At 33.4% G+C, this 14,380-nt stretch carries 9 protein-coding genes and 1 tRNA gene; 4 read left to right on the top strand and 6 right to left on the bottom strand.

Annotation, left to right across the window (positions count from 1 at the left end; all coding sequences use genetic code 11):
- Window positions 1–82 precede the first annotated feature (82 nt).
- The 5 genes from AC2A07_RS07600 to rbfA form a co-directional block, all read right to left on the bottom strand.
- A complete protein-coding gene (locus AC2A07_RS07600) occupies window positions 83–1,891 on the bottom strand; it encodes a DUF349 domain-containing protein (RefSeq protein WP_484049918.1) in 1,809 nt (602 codons plus the stop codon).
- Between the two features lie 69 nt (window positions 1,892–1,960).
- Window positions 1,961–2,698, bottom strand: a complete 738-nt coding sequence (locus AC2A07_RS07595) for a shikimate dehydrogenase family protein (RefSeq protein ID WP_484049917.1) — start codon at window positions 2,696–2,698, stop codon at window positions 1,961–1,963.
- A 62-nt stretch (window positions 2,699–2,760) separates the two neighbouring features.
- Entirely contained in the window at window positions 2,761–4,548 is a 1,788-nt protein-coding gene (locus AC2A07_RS07590) for an endonuclease (protein ID WP_484049916.1), read from the bottom strand.
- Between the two features lie 49 nt (window positions 4,549–4,597).
- Complete coding sequence (locus AC2A07_RS07585) at window positions 4,598–5,803, bottom strand: ABC transporter permease (protein WP_484049915.1); 1,206 nt, start codon at window positions 5,801–5,803, stop codon at window positions 4,598–4,600.
- 6 nt (window positions 5,804–5,809) lie between these two features.
- Complete coding sequence (gene rbfA / locus AC2A07_RS07580) at window positions 5,810–6,169, bottom strand: 30S ribosome-binding factor RbfA (RefSeq protein WP_314496778.1); 360 nt, start codon at window positions 6,167–6,169, stop codon at window positions 5,810–5,812.
- A gap of 177 nt (window positions 6,170–6,346) precedes the next feature.
- On the opposite strand from rbfA, the gene mce reads away from it, so the two are divergent.
- The 4 genes from mce to AC2A07_RS07560 all read left to right on the top strand — a co-directional run bounded on the left by mce (window position 6,347) and on the right by AC2A07_RS07560 (window position 12,773).
- The gene (gene mce / locus AC2A07_RS07575) at window positions 6,347–6,745 is read left to right on the top strand and encodes a methylmalonyl-CoA epimerase (RefSeq protein ID WP_484049914.1); all 399 of its coding nucleotides are present in this window, start codon (window positions 6,347–6,349) and stop codon (window positions 6,743–6,745) included.
- A 62-nt stretch (window positions 6,746–6,807) separates the two neighbouring features.
- Window positions 6,808–6,881 (top strand) — tRNA-Ile (locus AC2A07_RS07570).
- 179 nt (window positions 6,882–7,060) lie between these two features.
- Window positions 7,061–8,296 (top strand): phage integrase SAM-like domain-containing protein, encoded by a 1,236-nt coding sequence (locus tag AC2A07_RS07565; RefSeq protein WP_484049913.1) that lies wholly within the window; start codon window positions 7,061–7,063, stop codon window positions 8,294–8,296.
- A 682-nt stretch (window positions 8,297–8,978) separates the two neighbouring features.
- A complete protein-coding gene (locus tag AC2A07_RS07560; RefSeq protein ID WP_484049912.1) occupies window positions 8,979–12,773 on the top strand; it encodes a YobI family P-loop NTPase in 3,795 nt (1,264 codons plus the stop codon).
- A gap of 910 nt (window positions 12,774–13,683) precedes the next feature.
- Here the strand turns inward: AC2A07_RS07560 and AC2A07_RS07555 are convergent.
- Window positions 13,684–14,094 carry a helix-turn-helix domain-containing protein gene (locus tag AC2A07_RS07555; protein WP_484049911.1) on the bottom strand — a complete coding sequence of 137 codons (411 nt, stop codon included), beginning with the start codon at window positions 14,092–14,094 and terminating at the stop codon, window positions 13,684–13,686.
- Between the last annotated feature and the right edge of the window lie 286 nt (window positions 14,095–14,380).

The raw sequence follows: 14,380 nt of genomic DNA, 5'->3' as shown, positions 1-14,380 counted from the left end.
AAATTTCTTTGCTTCGCCTTTATTTTTATTGATTGTTTTAAATAATTTTCTCCTTCACAGATTTGAGGAAAGAATTTCTTACTTATTGATCTCCTGAAATAATCGTGTGAAGATTCTGTTTTAAGCTCTCCAGATGACTCTTTTTACTGTCAATCGTATTGTACGTTTCGGTAAGCATCGGGTTTTCTCTTGATGGTTTTTTAAAGAATGCAAGATTGTTTTCAAGTTTGACGATTTCAGCTTCAAGATCAGAGATCTGGCTCTTGATTTTTCTTGCTTTGTCAGTCAGCTGGTTTTCAGATAAGCCTTCTTCTTTTAGTTCAAACTCGTTGATCTTATTTAGCTTCAGCTTTTCTCTCAGGGTTTTATTAAATTCAGCATTGATGGCGATCTTATCTCTCGGAACTTTCCCGATGTTATTCCATGAGGTCTTGATGTTTTCGATCTTCTCAATACTTCCTTCTTCGTCAGAAATGATCTTAAGCTCTTCAAGAATTTCTTTCTTCTGCTTGTAATTTTCTTTCCAGTTGTCGGTGGAAGCGCTGCTTTTTTCCCTGTAATTATTAAAAAAGGTATTACATGCTTCACGGAACTCATCCCAGATCTTATTGGTCATACTTTTGGGAACGTGACCGATCTTTTTCCAGTCTTCCTGGAGTTTTTTGAAAAGGGCAACGGCAATGTCCCAGTCTTCGGAAAGCATATTGTCTTTTGCCGTCTGGATCAGCTTTAATTTTTCATCCAGATTTTCCTGCTGAGACCCTTTGAGGGATTTATAATAATTGTTTTTTGTTGTATTGAAATTTCTGAGGGTTGATTTAAAATCATTCCAGTTGTTATTGGACAGTTTTCTCGGTACGCTTCCTGTTTTCAGAAATTCAGAACGGAGTTCTTCCACTTTTTTGATGGAATTCTGCCAATAGCTGTGGTTGGGAGTGTCTGCAGGCTCAGAAAGTTTTTTGATCTCTGCGATGATTTCATTTTTCTTTTCCAGATTGGCATTCTGCTCAGTTTCGATCGCTGCAGAAAGTTCAGACTTTCTTTCGTGTATTTTATTCGAAATTTCTTTGAACTCGTCCCAGGTCTTTTCACGGAATTCTTCAGCTACCGGTTCTGCTTCCTCTTTCCACAGTTTGTGCAGGTACTGCAGTTCGTTGAGTGCTTTCTGTACCACCGGCTCATTTTCCAGTTCTCTGGCGCGGGCAATAATGTGCTGTCTTTTTTCAAGATTGTGCGTGTATTCCTGCTCAAGAAATTCTTTGTTGAGATCCAGCATCTGATAAAACTGATTTAGATGGTGGAAATAATTATTGTTGAGGATCTTAAATTCGGATTTTGCTACCTGTCCTGCTTTCGACCATTCTTCTTTGATCTCACGGATTGACTTGAAAAGATTTACTCCGGGTTCAGAATTGGTATACAGGTTCTTCAGCCTGTCGATCAGTTCCTGACGGTGGTCAAGGTTTTTTTTCTGCTCTTCTTCCTGACCTTTCTGGAAAGCGTCATGTTTTTCTTTATAGATATGGATCAGTGCAGAGAGTTTAGACTGTGCAGGATGCTCGTAGCTGAAATTTTCGGGAGCGTTTCCGGCATCGGCATATTCGTGCTTTTTGTCTTCGATCTCATCATGGATGGCGTGATTTGCTTTTTCTTTCAGTGTATTAAACTGTCTGAAGTTTTCTCCTGCATCTTTCGAATTGATGATCCTTTCCATTTCTTTGAGGGCATCGGCCAGAGAAATATCGGTATCCACATGTTCTTCTGCATGTTCAGCTTCCTCTTCATGGGGAGTTTCCTCGGAAGAAACAGTAATTTCCGGTTTATCCGGCTGGTTTTCCTCCGTAGAAATTTTATTTTCTTCGTTTTCAGAAAGGTTGTTTTCTGTAGTCATAGCAAATCTTTTATGTGAGTGGCGTTATTTCTTAAATGTAGTAAAAGCCTAACAAAGTACTAATTTATGTTATTTTTTTTTATTATTCCAAATTTCCCAGGCTTTTTCTGCCTGTTGTTCAAGCATGTAATATCCGTTCACGGTTTTAGCTCCGTTTTCAGCTGATCTGATGATGAACTTTGAGTAATTGGGATTGTAAATGAGGTCAATAACCAGGTGGTCTTTTGAGAGACCGTCAAAGGGGAAGTCGAGGCAGGCATCTATATTGGGGAATGTTCCGACAGGGGTGCACTGTACAATGATTTTGTGATCCCGTACGGTTTCTCGGTCTAAATTTTCAAAATTCAGGTCAGAATTCCTTGAGACTGTTTTGAATGAAATCCCGTTCTGAGCGAGCACATACTGTACGGCTTTCGCAGCACCGCCGTTTCCTAAGATCAGTGCGGTGTCCTGATGGGCTTTCCGGTGGATTTTCAGGGTCTTTTCAAAACCGTAAGCATCGGTATTGTATCCTGTTTTCTTTCCATCTTGAATCAAAACACAGTTGACGGCGCCGATGGCTCTGGCTTCATCACTCAGGTCATCCAGGTAGGCGATGATTTTTTCTTTGTAGGGAATGGTCACATTAAACCCTGACAGTTCGGGGTCTTTAAAAAGGTTTTCAACCTCATCGATTTCCTGAAGGTCAAAAATATGGTAAGTAAGATGGGGAAGCATCTGCTTCTGAAATTTTTCTTCAAAGAATTTCTTTGAAAATGAATAGGAAATGTTTCTCCCGATGAGACCTAGCTTTTTATTGGAATCCATAGATCAAAAATAAAAAAAAGACCGAAAATATCGGTCTTTAAGTTGAATTATATTTTGTTTACTTATTCAATGATGAATTTTGACGAAGTACGGTCTGTTTTCAGGATATAAACTCCTTTTGCCATTCCGTGAAGACTGATCCTGCCGGAAGTTTTAAAAGGATTGGCGATCGATCTGATCAGTTTTCCGGAAAGGTCATAAATTTCAGCTTTGGAAATTTTGCTTACGTTTTCCCCTTTTACAAAAAGCTCACTGTTTCTTACCGGGTTAGGGTAGATGCTGAATGATTTTTCTTTTGCATTTTCATTGATGCTTAGAGAACCTAAACAAGACCAGCTCAGATCATCAATGGCAATTCTGTTTCCACTCACAGGGTTAGAGATTTTGATCGTGAAGTTTCCGGCAACATTGATGTTGCTGATTGTTGTCGTGGTTACTGCATCACTGTAAGGGATCGTCCCTACGTTCACTCCGTTGATTTCAAGTACCAGATTGCTGGCTGTTCCGCTGTATTTCAGCTGAGTGGTCACCGTAAGACTCTGGATTCCTCCTGAAACAGAAGAGCTCGACAGGTTTCCGTTTCTGATGGTGATGGCTTTGCCGGTGATGGTTTCATCAACTCTCGCATCGGTTGCGGTCCAGGTGATGCTGTTGTTGGTCCATGTTCTTGTTCCGTAAGCAGGAGTGCCCGGAGCAGGAATGTTTGAAAAATCTTCAGAACCGCAGCTTCCTCCGCCTCCGACAGGTGCTGAAAGGGTGGTTGCACTTGCTACATTACTCTGAGGTGATGAATTTCCTGAACCGTCTTTGGCGATCACATAAAAAGAATAGAAGGTTGCAGGGTTTAGGCCTGATACCGTTGTCGATGTTGTCGTTACTGAAGTTTTCAAAGCTCCGTTAGCGTAGATGTCGTACACCGCTACGGCTGTATTGTCTGTTGCAGCCGTCCAGCTCAGAGCGATTGAATTGATGGTAGGGTTACTCGCTACAAGATTCGTGGCAGCAGTAGGAGGCTGGTTGTCAACCACCGGTGTTCCCCAGATCTGTCCTACGAAAGAAGGATTGTCGATGTATGGATTTCTGTTGTTCTGGTAAGCATAAGAGGCATTGTTTCTTCCGATTTCTTCGGCAGATACCGGGTCGGCGTTGTGCCATGCCAGCAACTGGTTAAGTTCCCACGTCTGCAATCCGGGGAAAGCAGATCCGCCAAGCATATTACCGGAAGAAAAACCGGAAAGCTGAGTTTCGTATCGTGTTACAAAATAAAAGATCATTCTGGCAACATCTCCTTTAAAGGCATCAATCGGTTCGAATACTGTCCCGGAATACCCTGCAGAAACTGAAGTTCCCAGTTTAGATCCGTTCAATGAAGTATAAGTTGCATTTCCTACTACTCCGAAAGGAAAATTGGATCTCATTCCGTTGACCTTACCGTCGGTAGCCCTGATGAAATGAATGTCATTTTTCATCGGAGAAGCTTCGTTGAATAAACTCTGCGGAACGATGTGCTCCCTGTTGTAGCAGTCTCCTTCGTTTGCATATCCGCTGGAGCCGCACTGATTGGAGGTGATGGTGAAATTGTAAGGATCCGGACCATTTGGTTTTTCAGAGTAGATATCTAAAACTGTTCCGTCGTTTTCATAGTAATAATCACGGTCTGTGGTCTGGTAACCTGTCCATAAACCTCCATAGCCATTGTCTGTATGACCGTTGGTAATAATCGTTTTGAGCTGGCTTTTAAGAGCCGCCCCTGTCAATCCCGCCGTACCGTTATAGTAATTAGCCGGAGCCTGTGCAAAAGCATTAATGAAAAAAATACTGAATGCAAATGATAGTAGAATACGCTTCATTTTTTTTTAATTGGAAGGCAAAACTACAAAAAAACAGAGATGTATTATGTTAACTTTTAGTAATATAGTCTTTGCTGATCTTTGAGAAAAACCAGGAGATCGAAATCCCGAAAAGGGATGCCGTCGCTGCGACAATCAGGTAATTTTCCGCTACGATTTTTACGGGGAAAGGTAAGGTTTCCACAGCTTTGAAAAATTCGGTTTTCAGCTGGAAGAAACAGAGTGCGGTCCCCAGGATCAGCCCTGTGATCACGCCTAAGACCACAATTAAGATTCCGGTGTAGAAGTAGGTTCTTCTTAAATGGCTTAAAGGGAACCCCAGTGAGATCAAAGATTTTGCCTGCTGTTTTTTGTCCAGCTGCAGAATGATAATGGCTCCTGCGAGGTTGAAGGTCGTAATAAAAATAACGAGCGCAAATATTAAATAAATGAAAAGTTTTTCTGTATTGATCATCTTCCAGAAAGCTGCATTTTCTTCCTGTTTGGTTTTCACCTCGATTCCTTTGCCGATGGAGGCAAGCAGATCCTTTTTTACCTGGTCGATTTTATCAGGGTTTTTAAGTTTGATGACGATCTGGTACGCTGAATTTTTTGGAAGGTTCAGAAGTTCTTCGGACAGTTCGATCGGTGCGATGATGTAATTGTTCAGCTGGTCATTGCCGGGGAAAATTCCGGTGACCAGGATGTTCTTTTTATTATAGATGTCTTCTTCCTTATTGATGATTCCTGTACCTGATTTGGGCATGAAAACCGTTGCAAAATTATTCAGGGTATCCACGGGAATCGACAGCCGCATCTCAAGCGAATGCTCCATGATCACTTCATTGGAATACTGGAAGCTGGGATATTTACCGAAGAAGATCGTGGAATCGATCGGATTGACTTTCGTATAAGAGGAATCTACGCCTCTCAGATAACCGATGTCTCCTTTTCCGTTGTAATTGAGGTAGACTTTTTCCTCGATCACCCGGGAGAAGTTCCGGATCTCGGGATTTTTTTTCAGAATCCCTTTGATCTTATCAAAGTTACTGAGGGTTTTCCCGGAGGTGCTTTTGATGGTCAGGTCAGCATGAAGGTTCGAAATAAGATTCTGGTTAAAAACCTCCAGACCGGAAAACACGGAGATGATCACAAACATTGCCGCAACAGCAACGGTCATCGCCCCGACGGCCAGCCAGGTAATGAACGTAACCGCAGTACTGCCTTTTTTTGAAAGAAGGTAGCGTGATGCTATGTAAAATGCAATGTTTTTCAAGATCGATTACAATACGGGATTGTCGCCTTCGCCTCTGAGTTCTTTTTCAAGTTTTTCCACATCGTCAAGGGCGGTATCAAGGTAGAAGTTAAGCTGAGGGATCACACGCACCTGCTTCGCCATTTTCTGACCGAGGAAATTTCTGTACTGTGCCTTGTTGATCTCAATCTCTTTCATGATTGACGCTCTGAATTCCTGTGGGAAGATGCTTAAATAAATTTTTGCCACACCCAGATCCGGTGATATTTTCACATCAGAAACCGAAACCAGAAAACTCTGTTTGCTTTCTGCGGATTGCTTGCGGAACAATTCTGCGAAATCTTCCTGTATAATCTGTGCTACTTTTCTTTGTCTGTTACTTTCCATAAGTTCTGCAAATTTACTATTTTTGTTTGAATTGCTTATTTGAAAATAAACGAAACGGTCAAATTTACGCTTAAATAAGCAAAAAGCATCCTGAAATCACCGGCAGCCCAATTTTTTTTGAGAGAAAAAGGAGTGGTTCTTTGAGATCAGCGGCCTGTTAAAAACAATATTCTATCTATGAAACTGGAACATATCGGCATTGCAGTAAAGACTTTGGGTTTTTCTGACGAACTTTTTGAAAAGCTTTTAGGGAAAAAATCCTATAAAAATGAAACCGTTGAAAGGGAAGGGGTTACCACCTCTTTTTATGAGACGGGCGAAAGCAAGATTGAACTACTGGAAGCCAGTACTGCGGAAAGCCCAATCTCTAAATTCATTGAGAAAAGAGGAGAGGGAATCCATCATTTAGCGTTTGGGGTAGACAATATCCTTGAAGAAATAAAAAGATTAAAAAAAGAAGGTTTCGAATTTATTTCAGAAGAGCTGAAAGAAGGTGCTGATAATAAATTAGTTGTCTTTCTTCATCCCAAGTCCACGAATGGGGTACTGGTAGAACTTTGCCAAGAAAAAGCATAAAAAATTTTGTAATGCAATAAATTTTACTATTTTTGCAAACACAAAATTTAACCAAATTTTGAGGTCCTATAGCTCAGTTGGTTAGAGCACCTGACTCATAATCAGGTGGTCCCTGGTTCGAGCCCAGGTGGGACCACGAACGACTGAAATCAGTTAAAAACAACTGAACACAGTTAAACATAAAATCCTTGTATTCATAAGTAATACGAGGGTTTTTTTGTATATTCACTTTCAAGATTGTTCAATTATATTCATAAAATAATGTCTCTTTTAGTGTCCCCAGTGTAAATCAAAGTGTCCCTAAATGTAATTATTATGAAAATTAATTTCTATTTAAAAGAACCAAACTCAACAAAAGAGTCATTAATCTTAGTTACTGTTAGTCTGAATGGAAAAAGGTCAAAATTTTCCACTACACAAAAAATCAACCCGAAATATTGGAATGTAAATAATCAGAGAATTAAATCGAATGTTCCAAACGCATTAAATTTTAATAAAATACTTAATACTATTCAATCTAAGATTCTGGATTTACATACGAAAAACTTCATAGAGAAGGATAAGTCTGAGACAGGTAAATTTTTTGATGAGGTTAGAAAGTATCTATCTGGGAAATTTGAAAATTCTGAAACTAATTTGACGGTAGACAAAGGATTTGAGAAGTTTTTAGAAATACGAAAATCAAACCTTAAAGAAGGGACGGTCAAGGCATATACAACGCTCAGAAATCATCTAAAGGCTTATTCGGTTACCATGAGTAAAAAGGATTTGTTGTTTGATGACTTAGATATTAGTTTTTTTGATGGTTTTATAAACTATTTGCAAATGACTTGTAAGCAGAAAACCAATACAAGGTCAAAGCAAATTAAGAATATTAAATCCTTTCTAAAATTTATGTATGATAGAAACCACCATACTAATAAAATTTTTGAAAAATTAGAAAGAGAGCATGAAAAGGGGCAGTTTGTAGATTTTATAGAAAAAGATTTTAAAAAAATACTTAATCTCGACCTTAGTGATCGTGGTCATTTAGATATAACACGTAGATTGTTTTGTATTAGCTGCCTTACTGGATTAAGGCATTCGGATGTTCTAGACATAAATTATAAGAATATGAAGGATGGTAAGTATCATTTTAAAAATACCAAAAAGAATAGACCTGATATACTCTTATTATCAGCAGATGCTGTTGCTTATATTAAACAATACAACGAGCTTTATGATATTGGCAAAGGTTACACCAACCAAACGAGTAATAAACATCTAACAAAAATTCTCATAAAAGCTGAGGTAGATAGTGACGTTCTTATCAATGAGAAGGATTATAGGGGTAATATAGTTTCAGTTACGAAACCATTGTATGAATGGATTACTTTTCATTATGGTAGGAGGTATTTCATTATTGAATGTTTGAAAAGAGGAATGCAACCCCTTCAAATCATGCAAATTACAGGTCATGAGGATTTCAGTGTTTTTAAAGGGTATGTAAAATTTGCTGATGATGACTCCATTGATGAATTAAACAAAGCTTGGGCGGATACCATAAAGTAATATTTTTTATATTAAAATTAAAAGCTTTTCTTAAAATTATAAGAAAGGCTTTTTTAGTATAATGAAGAATAAATTTCAAAACTATCTAATCAGTTTGATTGCTTATAAATAAAGAGATATTTTCAGGGGGGATACCTAAAAATTAGATTTAAAAGGGGGGAGTGTTGTTCATATAGGTAGCTGAACTAAATATATAAGTGCTATATATATTAAAAGATACTTCCTATTCTGAATTAAATTAATAGTATTATTAATATTGTTTATAGGAGCTTAACAGCTTTATGGTCGTAATGTTTGCCAATTTGGAAATTAATTAAGTTCTGTCTTTTTGTTATATTAATTGAGTATCAATCTATTCAAAAATTAATTGACAATATTATAGTAACAGATAAACAACAAGAAAATATATCTGCTTCAGGAGGAAGTATTATATCAACACTGGAAATAAAATAGCAGTCTTAAAAGTAATGTTGTTTCTACTATTTTCAATTTTGAAGATAGCGGTTTTCTTCAAATCATATAGAAAAAGCCAAATCAATCAAGAGTAACCTTTGGATTCTCTGATGTTCTAATCATTTATATTAATTCTAGTAATAACAAATTATAATTTAATGCTAGAAGTTCATTGTTATATTTTTTTTTTTTTAGTTTGAAAATTGTAATTTGCCATCAAACTAGTACAATGAAGGAATTATTAAACATTCTAAAAGAGAAGTATATTGACCTAAAAGCATTAATTAATAACTATTATTTGAATTTTTTATCAGGGATAATATTTTTTCTTGGCTCTAAGAAAATTAATCTTTTAATAAAAAACAATAAAAACATTAATAATTTAGAAGACCTCACACCTTACATTTCTGAAAAAGAGGAAGAAAATTATAATTTACAAACTTATCTTGGATCATTAGAGTGGGGAATATTAAATCAAAATGTTAAAAATATAGCTGTTTCAGGCTCGTTTGGTACAGGAAAAAGCACCATTTTAAATCTATTCAAGAAAAAGAATCCTGAATTTAAAGTGTTAGATATTAATCTGGGAAAATTTGAAGAAAAAAATAAACAAACTGAAGTTGATATTGAAACAAGCATAGTTCAGCAAATACTTTATTTTGAAAAAAAGAAAAACTTGAGAGATTCGAGGTTTGAAAGAATTAATTACGATAAGTTTATCTTTTTCAAAGTTGTTTTTTTTATATTTTGGGTATTTTCAATTCTCTATCTATTTTTTGATAAGATATACGAAAAGGTTTATTTTATAAACAAGAGTGAAACTTCATATTACATATACTTAATGAAGTTTACATTTATAATAGGTGTTTTCTTTATTGCTAAAAAGTTATTTAGACAAATTTTCAAATTGAAAGTAAGTAAAATCAGTTTTAGTGATGCTGAATTTGTTCCTAAAGAAAATGATATTTCAATTATAAACAAACATGTAGATGAATTAATATACTTTTTTGAAAAAACAAAAACTTCGGTCGTCTTTATTGAAGATATTGATAGGTTTGAAGATGCTGTAGAGGTTTTTATAAAATTAAGAGAATTAAACATTATAATAAATAATTCAAAAGATATTCTTCAAAAAGTAACTTTTGTATACGCAGTAAAAGACGAATTATTTAGTAAGAACAATGAAAAAACAAAGTTTTTTGATTTAATTATTCCCATTATTCCTGTAGTTGATTACAGTAATTCTAACACTCAATTTATTAAGAGACTTAAAAGTGATTTTATTGATAAAAATATTCTAATAGAAGATATTATATATAATATTTCTCCATTCGTAAATGATATGAGGAGCTTAATCAATATTATTAATGAATTTAAAACCTACTATAAAATCAAAAACAAAGAAAATGATAAAATAGATTTTAATAAACTATTTTCTTTAATTGTTTTAAAAAATATTTATCCAATTGATTTCAAAGATTTGCAAAACAAAGTTGGATTTGTTTATGAAATTTTTGATAAAAAAAATGAGTTTTATAAGGAGACTGAAACAAATTTAATAATAGAATTAGGCTTTTTGAGAGCTGATAAAGAAAATATTGCGTCTGAAAGACAGCAAAATATTATCGAATTACGACGAATCTACATTTCTGAAATTTCCATTCAAACGTTTGGAGCTACACACTATTATTTAGAAAATGAAAATGTGATGCTTAATGAATTTATTAAAGATGAAATTTTCACAAAAATTGTTGAAAATGGTAAACTATCATATACTAAAGATTACAAATCAAAAAGTCTTGATTTTACAGAAATTGAAAATGTAATTGATTCAAAAACTAATTATAGAGATAGGGAGAGGAGAATTTTGGATAAGCAAAATGATAAAATTATATCTATAGATTCTGAAATTAAAAATATTCAAAACAAATTAAGCAACTTAAAAAACTCGTCATTGAATGACCTTATTATTGAGGCAGGTAATGAGGAAACTGAAAAATATTTTTCAAAGGCAATAAAAAATATTGCTGAAGGAGTGGTAGAGAATTCAAAAGATGAGTTTAAAGATGATATAGACAAGCAGAAAAGTATTGACTCTGTAATATCGAAGTTAACCCAAAATTATAATCTTCTTAAAGTATTAATTATAAATGGTTATTTAGATGAGAATTATTCTACGTATATATCTTTGTTTTATCCAGAATCAATAACTGAAAAGGATAATGATTTGAAGGTTAGAATTATTGGTAACAATGAGACGTTTTTCGATGAAAAAATTGACAGACCAAAAAACTTTATTGCAGAGATTGTCGTTGATAATTTTAAAAAAGAATCAATCTTAAATTTTTACATTCTCGATTATTTAATAAAAAATTATAGAAATAACAAAGTTGTAGAAAATAAATTTAATGAGTTCATAAAAACCATATCTAATACTAAAGATAAGTCAGTCGATTTTATAAATAGATATATAATATATTCAAGAGATGAAGGTAAAGATTATGTATTTATTGATAGTTTTTCTTCACAATGGGATGGCTTCTGGGAATTGATTTATATAAAAGATGAATTTAATTTAGAAGAGAAAAAAAGAATTTTTGATATTTTATTTAAAAATAGTAATGTACAGAAACTTAAATCTTTAAATAAAACTGAGAAGATTAAAAATTTCCTTGTTGATTATGAAGATTTTGTACTTAGGAATTTTAATAGTGAAGATAAAACTGAAGTTTTTAATAAGTTAAAATCATTAGGGATTATGTTTAATAAAATTGAATATAAGACTCATTTACATGATTGGATTTATCAAATTATGACTAATAACTTGTATCAAATTAACAAGTCTAATATATCTCTATTTCTAGAGAAATATGACGGAAACAAGATGGATAGTTCTACTTCAATAAGTCCCTCTTATAGCTTTATTAATAAATCTGATTGTACTTCGTTAAAAGAAAATATTGAAGAAAATATAAATGAGTATATTGAACGAGTTTTATTACATTTAGATGGTGGAAATGAAGAGGGAGAGTCAATTGAAAAATTACTCAATTCAGATAATGTCAAAGAAGAAAATAAATATCTTATAATTGAAAATTTGAATTTCAAATTGTTAAGTATTTCGAAAATTAATGATAACATGTACTGGGGTTCATTGATAATTCTGGAAAGAGTAGAAGCAAATTGGAAAAATGTTCTGTTATATTATAAAATGGGTGCTGGTATTGATGATGTATTGACTGATTTTTTAAACGATAGCTACAATGATTTAAAACTTCACTGTATTGATGAAACACTGAAGGATACTGATGATGAAATAAACTTGGAGCTAATTAATCGTTTCAATGTTGATTTAGTAAATAGTAAGATTTTAGATGTCACATTTAGTAATTTAGTTTCTGCTATGACTATGAATTTTGAAGAAGTTTCAATAATTGATAGAATTGATAGGATTTCGGCTCTTATAGAGCATAATATAATTGTACTTAATTCTTATAATTTAGCAACATTATCGGTAGAAAATATCCGTCTATTGTGTACTAAGAACGAACAAGCTTTATCTGAAATTTATTCTTCTTTAGAAATTCCAATAGAATCATGGGAAGAAATATTTAACTCTAATATAAGTGGTAATTTAAAAATTGATATTTTAAAATTTCTTACAGAACAAGAAATGTATGATTATAATGATATAAAATTTTTGGAGGTCATAATTGAGAATTTCAAAGCTACACACTTTCATATATCTTTAGAGTATTTTATTGAAAATGTATTATTGTCTGCGATTGAAATAAAGGAAAAAGTTTATCTTTTAAATTTGGAGAGAAATAATATTGACATTTTAAATATGAAAACATATTTAGAAAACTTGGGAGAACCATATTCCAAAATACTTCAGAAAGAAAAAATAGAAATTGAAAATTCTAACGAAAACGAAGTTTTAATGAGGAGTCTTAAAGATTTAGGATTTATAAAACGAACATATTTGAAGAATAACGATACTATAATAACAGTTAGTTTTTAATTCTCGTGATGGCTCTTAATTAACTTTTCATATTATTGATAAAATGTAAATTTTTTATTGATTATTGTGTGAAATTTCATCTGCATTATGTAATTGAAATCTCATTGACTATCAATTACTTAATATGTGAAATAAACCTTTGAAGTTATTACAAGACATTTACACTTAAATTAATCCCCCTAGTTTCAAAGGGGATTAATTTTTTTTTAAATGCTTTATAATACTTATGTGTCTTTCTAAATATATTTAAATTAGAATAAAGATAAATAGTATTTGGTTTTTTTATTTTCTTGTATTCTGTATGGACTTATGAGAGTGAAAGTTGCTAATAACTTTTCCAATTATACTTTGAAATAATACTCTATTAAACTTATCAAGACTTAATTTGGAAGTAGCTTTCTTTATTGTAATGATGACAGTATCCCATAATATTGAAAATCTTGATGTAATTCAAATATGATTTGTCACCTTGCATTTTATTTAGTTCTTTTAATTGACTAAAATAATCAGGGTTGAAATATTTATATGACACGTTGTGCTCATGTCTAATAATAATATTTCCAATAATCGTTTTTAAATTGACAGAATCTGGATGTACTAATTTAACGTCCAGTAAAAGTTAAGCATAAAACCTTAATTTTAACAATGAAATGAGAACGAAAATCTGCTATTATGTTGAGTGTGTTTTTTACTTATTAGACCTCAGTTTAAGAATACAAAAAGGATTTTAATTGCTTAATCAACTATACAAGATACAAGGTGCTTAGTAAATTAGGTATGCTGGTAATAACCCAGATGTATTTGATTGGAGACCAAGTTGAATCATCCAAAAACCAAGCACTTACAAAAACGTAAGTGCTTATTATTTATATCAATAAAATAAACAATACTTCAAAAAAAAAGAATCGCATTACAACGACCCTTTAATCAAATTTTCAAACCTTTCCATCATTTCATCCTTTTCCTTGAGCATTCTTTCGTACAGCGCAATTTTTTCTTCGTGATATTGAACAATCCTATCAATGGGATTGTTATTGAAAGTAGGGCTGTAATTAACTAAGCCCTGCGTATCATGAAATGTATTTGAAATAATAGTAATAGCCTGTTGCTCATCAAAATTCCGGAAAGCATCAACGGGAATGTTCATCACTTCAGCGATTTGCTCAAGCATTCGGTCATCGATGATGTCTCTTTGTTCAAGCAGTGATACTTTCTTTTGGTTCCAGTCATCGCCTAATTCAAGTGCAAGTGCTTCCTGCTTGATCCCCAGCATTTCTCTGAACCGTTTGAGGTTGCGTCCCTGATGTACTTTCTGTTCCATGTGTTTTATTTTATTGAGACCGCAGCCTCGGTGTTGAATTCCAAAAAGTAAAGTTAAAAAAAATATTCTGACAGCAGCTATGATCTGGAAGTGATATCATGCTGTATCTTCAATTGTCTTAAGAGATGATTGGATTATTTTTTAAGCTCAAGCAAGAACTAATGACCAAGATTGCTAAATAATCAGTGCGTCTACATGTGCAGGTAATTTTATATCCGGTTTTGTTGACTAGTCTGTCATCAAATGATGACTATTATATATATTAACTAGTATTTACCACCTTAGG

The sequence above is a fragment of the Chryseobacterium sp. HNCC26DJ238 genome, from assembly GCF_057180465.1.
Note: the sequence above shows the minus strand (reverse complement) of the source record. Positions and strands in the feature narration are given on the sequence as shown.

Coding starts and splice junctions, on each gene's coding strand:
- AC2A07_RS07595 (WP_484049917.1), bottom strand. CDS start 2,698: ATGGATTCCAATAAAAAGCTAGGTCTCATCGGGAGAAACATTTCCTAT.
- AC2A07_RS07600 (WP_484049918.1), bottom strand. CDS start 1,891: ATGACTACAGAAAACAACCTTTCTGAAAACGAAGAAAATAAAATTTCT.
- AC2A07_RS07560 (WP_484049912.1), top strand. CDS start 8,979: ATGAAGGAATTATTAAACATTCTAAAAGAGAAGTATATTGACCTAAAA.
- AC2A07_RS07565 (WP_484049913.1), top strand. CDS start 7,061: ATGAAAATTAATTTCTATTTAAAAGAACCAAACTCAACAAAAGAGTCA.
- AC2A07_RS07590 (WP_484049916.1), bottom strand. CDS start 4,548: ATGAAGCGTATTCTACTATCATTTGCATTCAGTATTTTTTTCATTAAT.
- mce (WP_484049914.1), top strand. CDS start 6,347: ATGAAACTGGAACATATCGGCATTGCAGTAAAGACTTTGGGTTTTTCT.
- AC2A07_RS07555 (WP_484049911.1), bottom strand. CDS start 14,094: ATGGAACAGAAAGTACATCAGGGACGCAACCTCAAACGGTTCAGAGAA.
- rbfA (WP_314496778.1), bottom strand. CDS start 6,169: ATGGAAAGTAACAGACAAAGAAAAGTAGCACAGATTATACAGGAAGAT.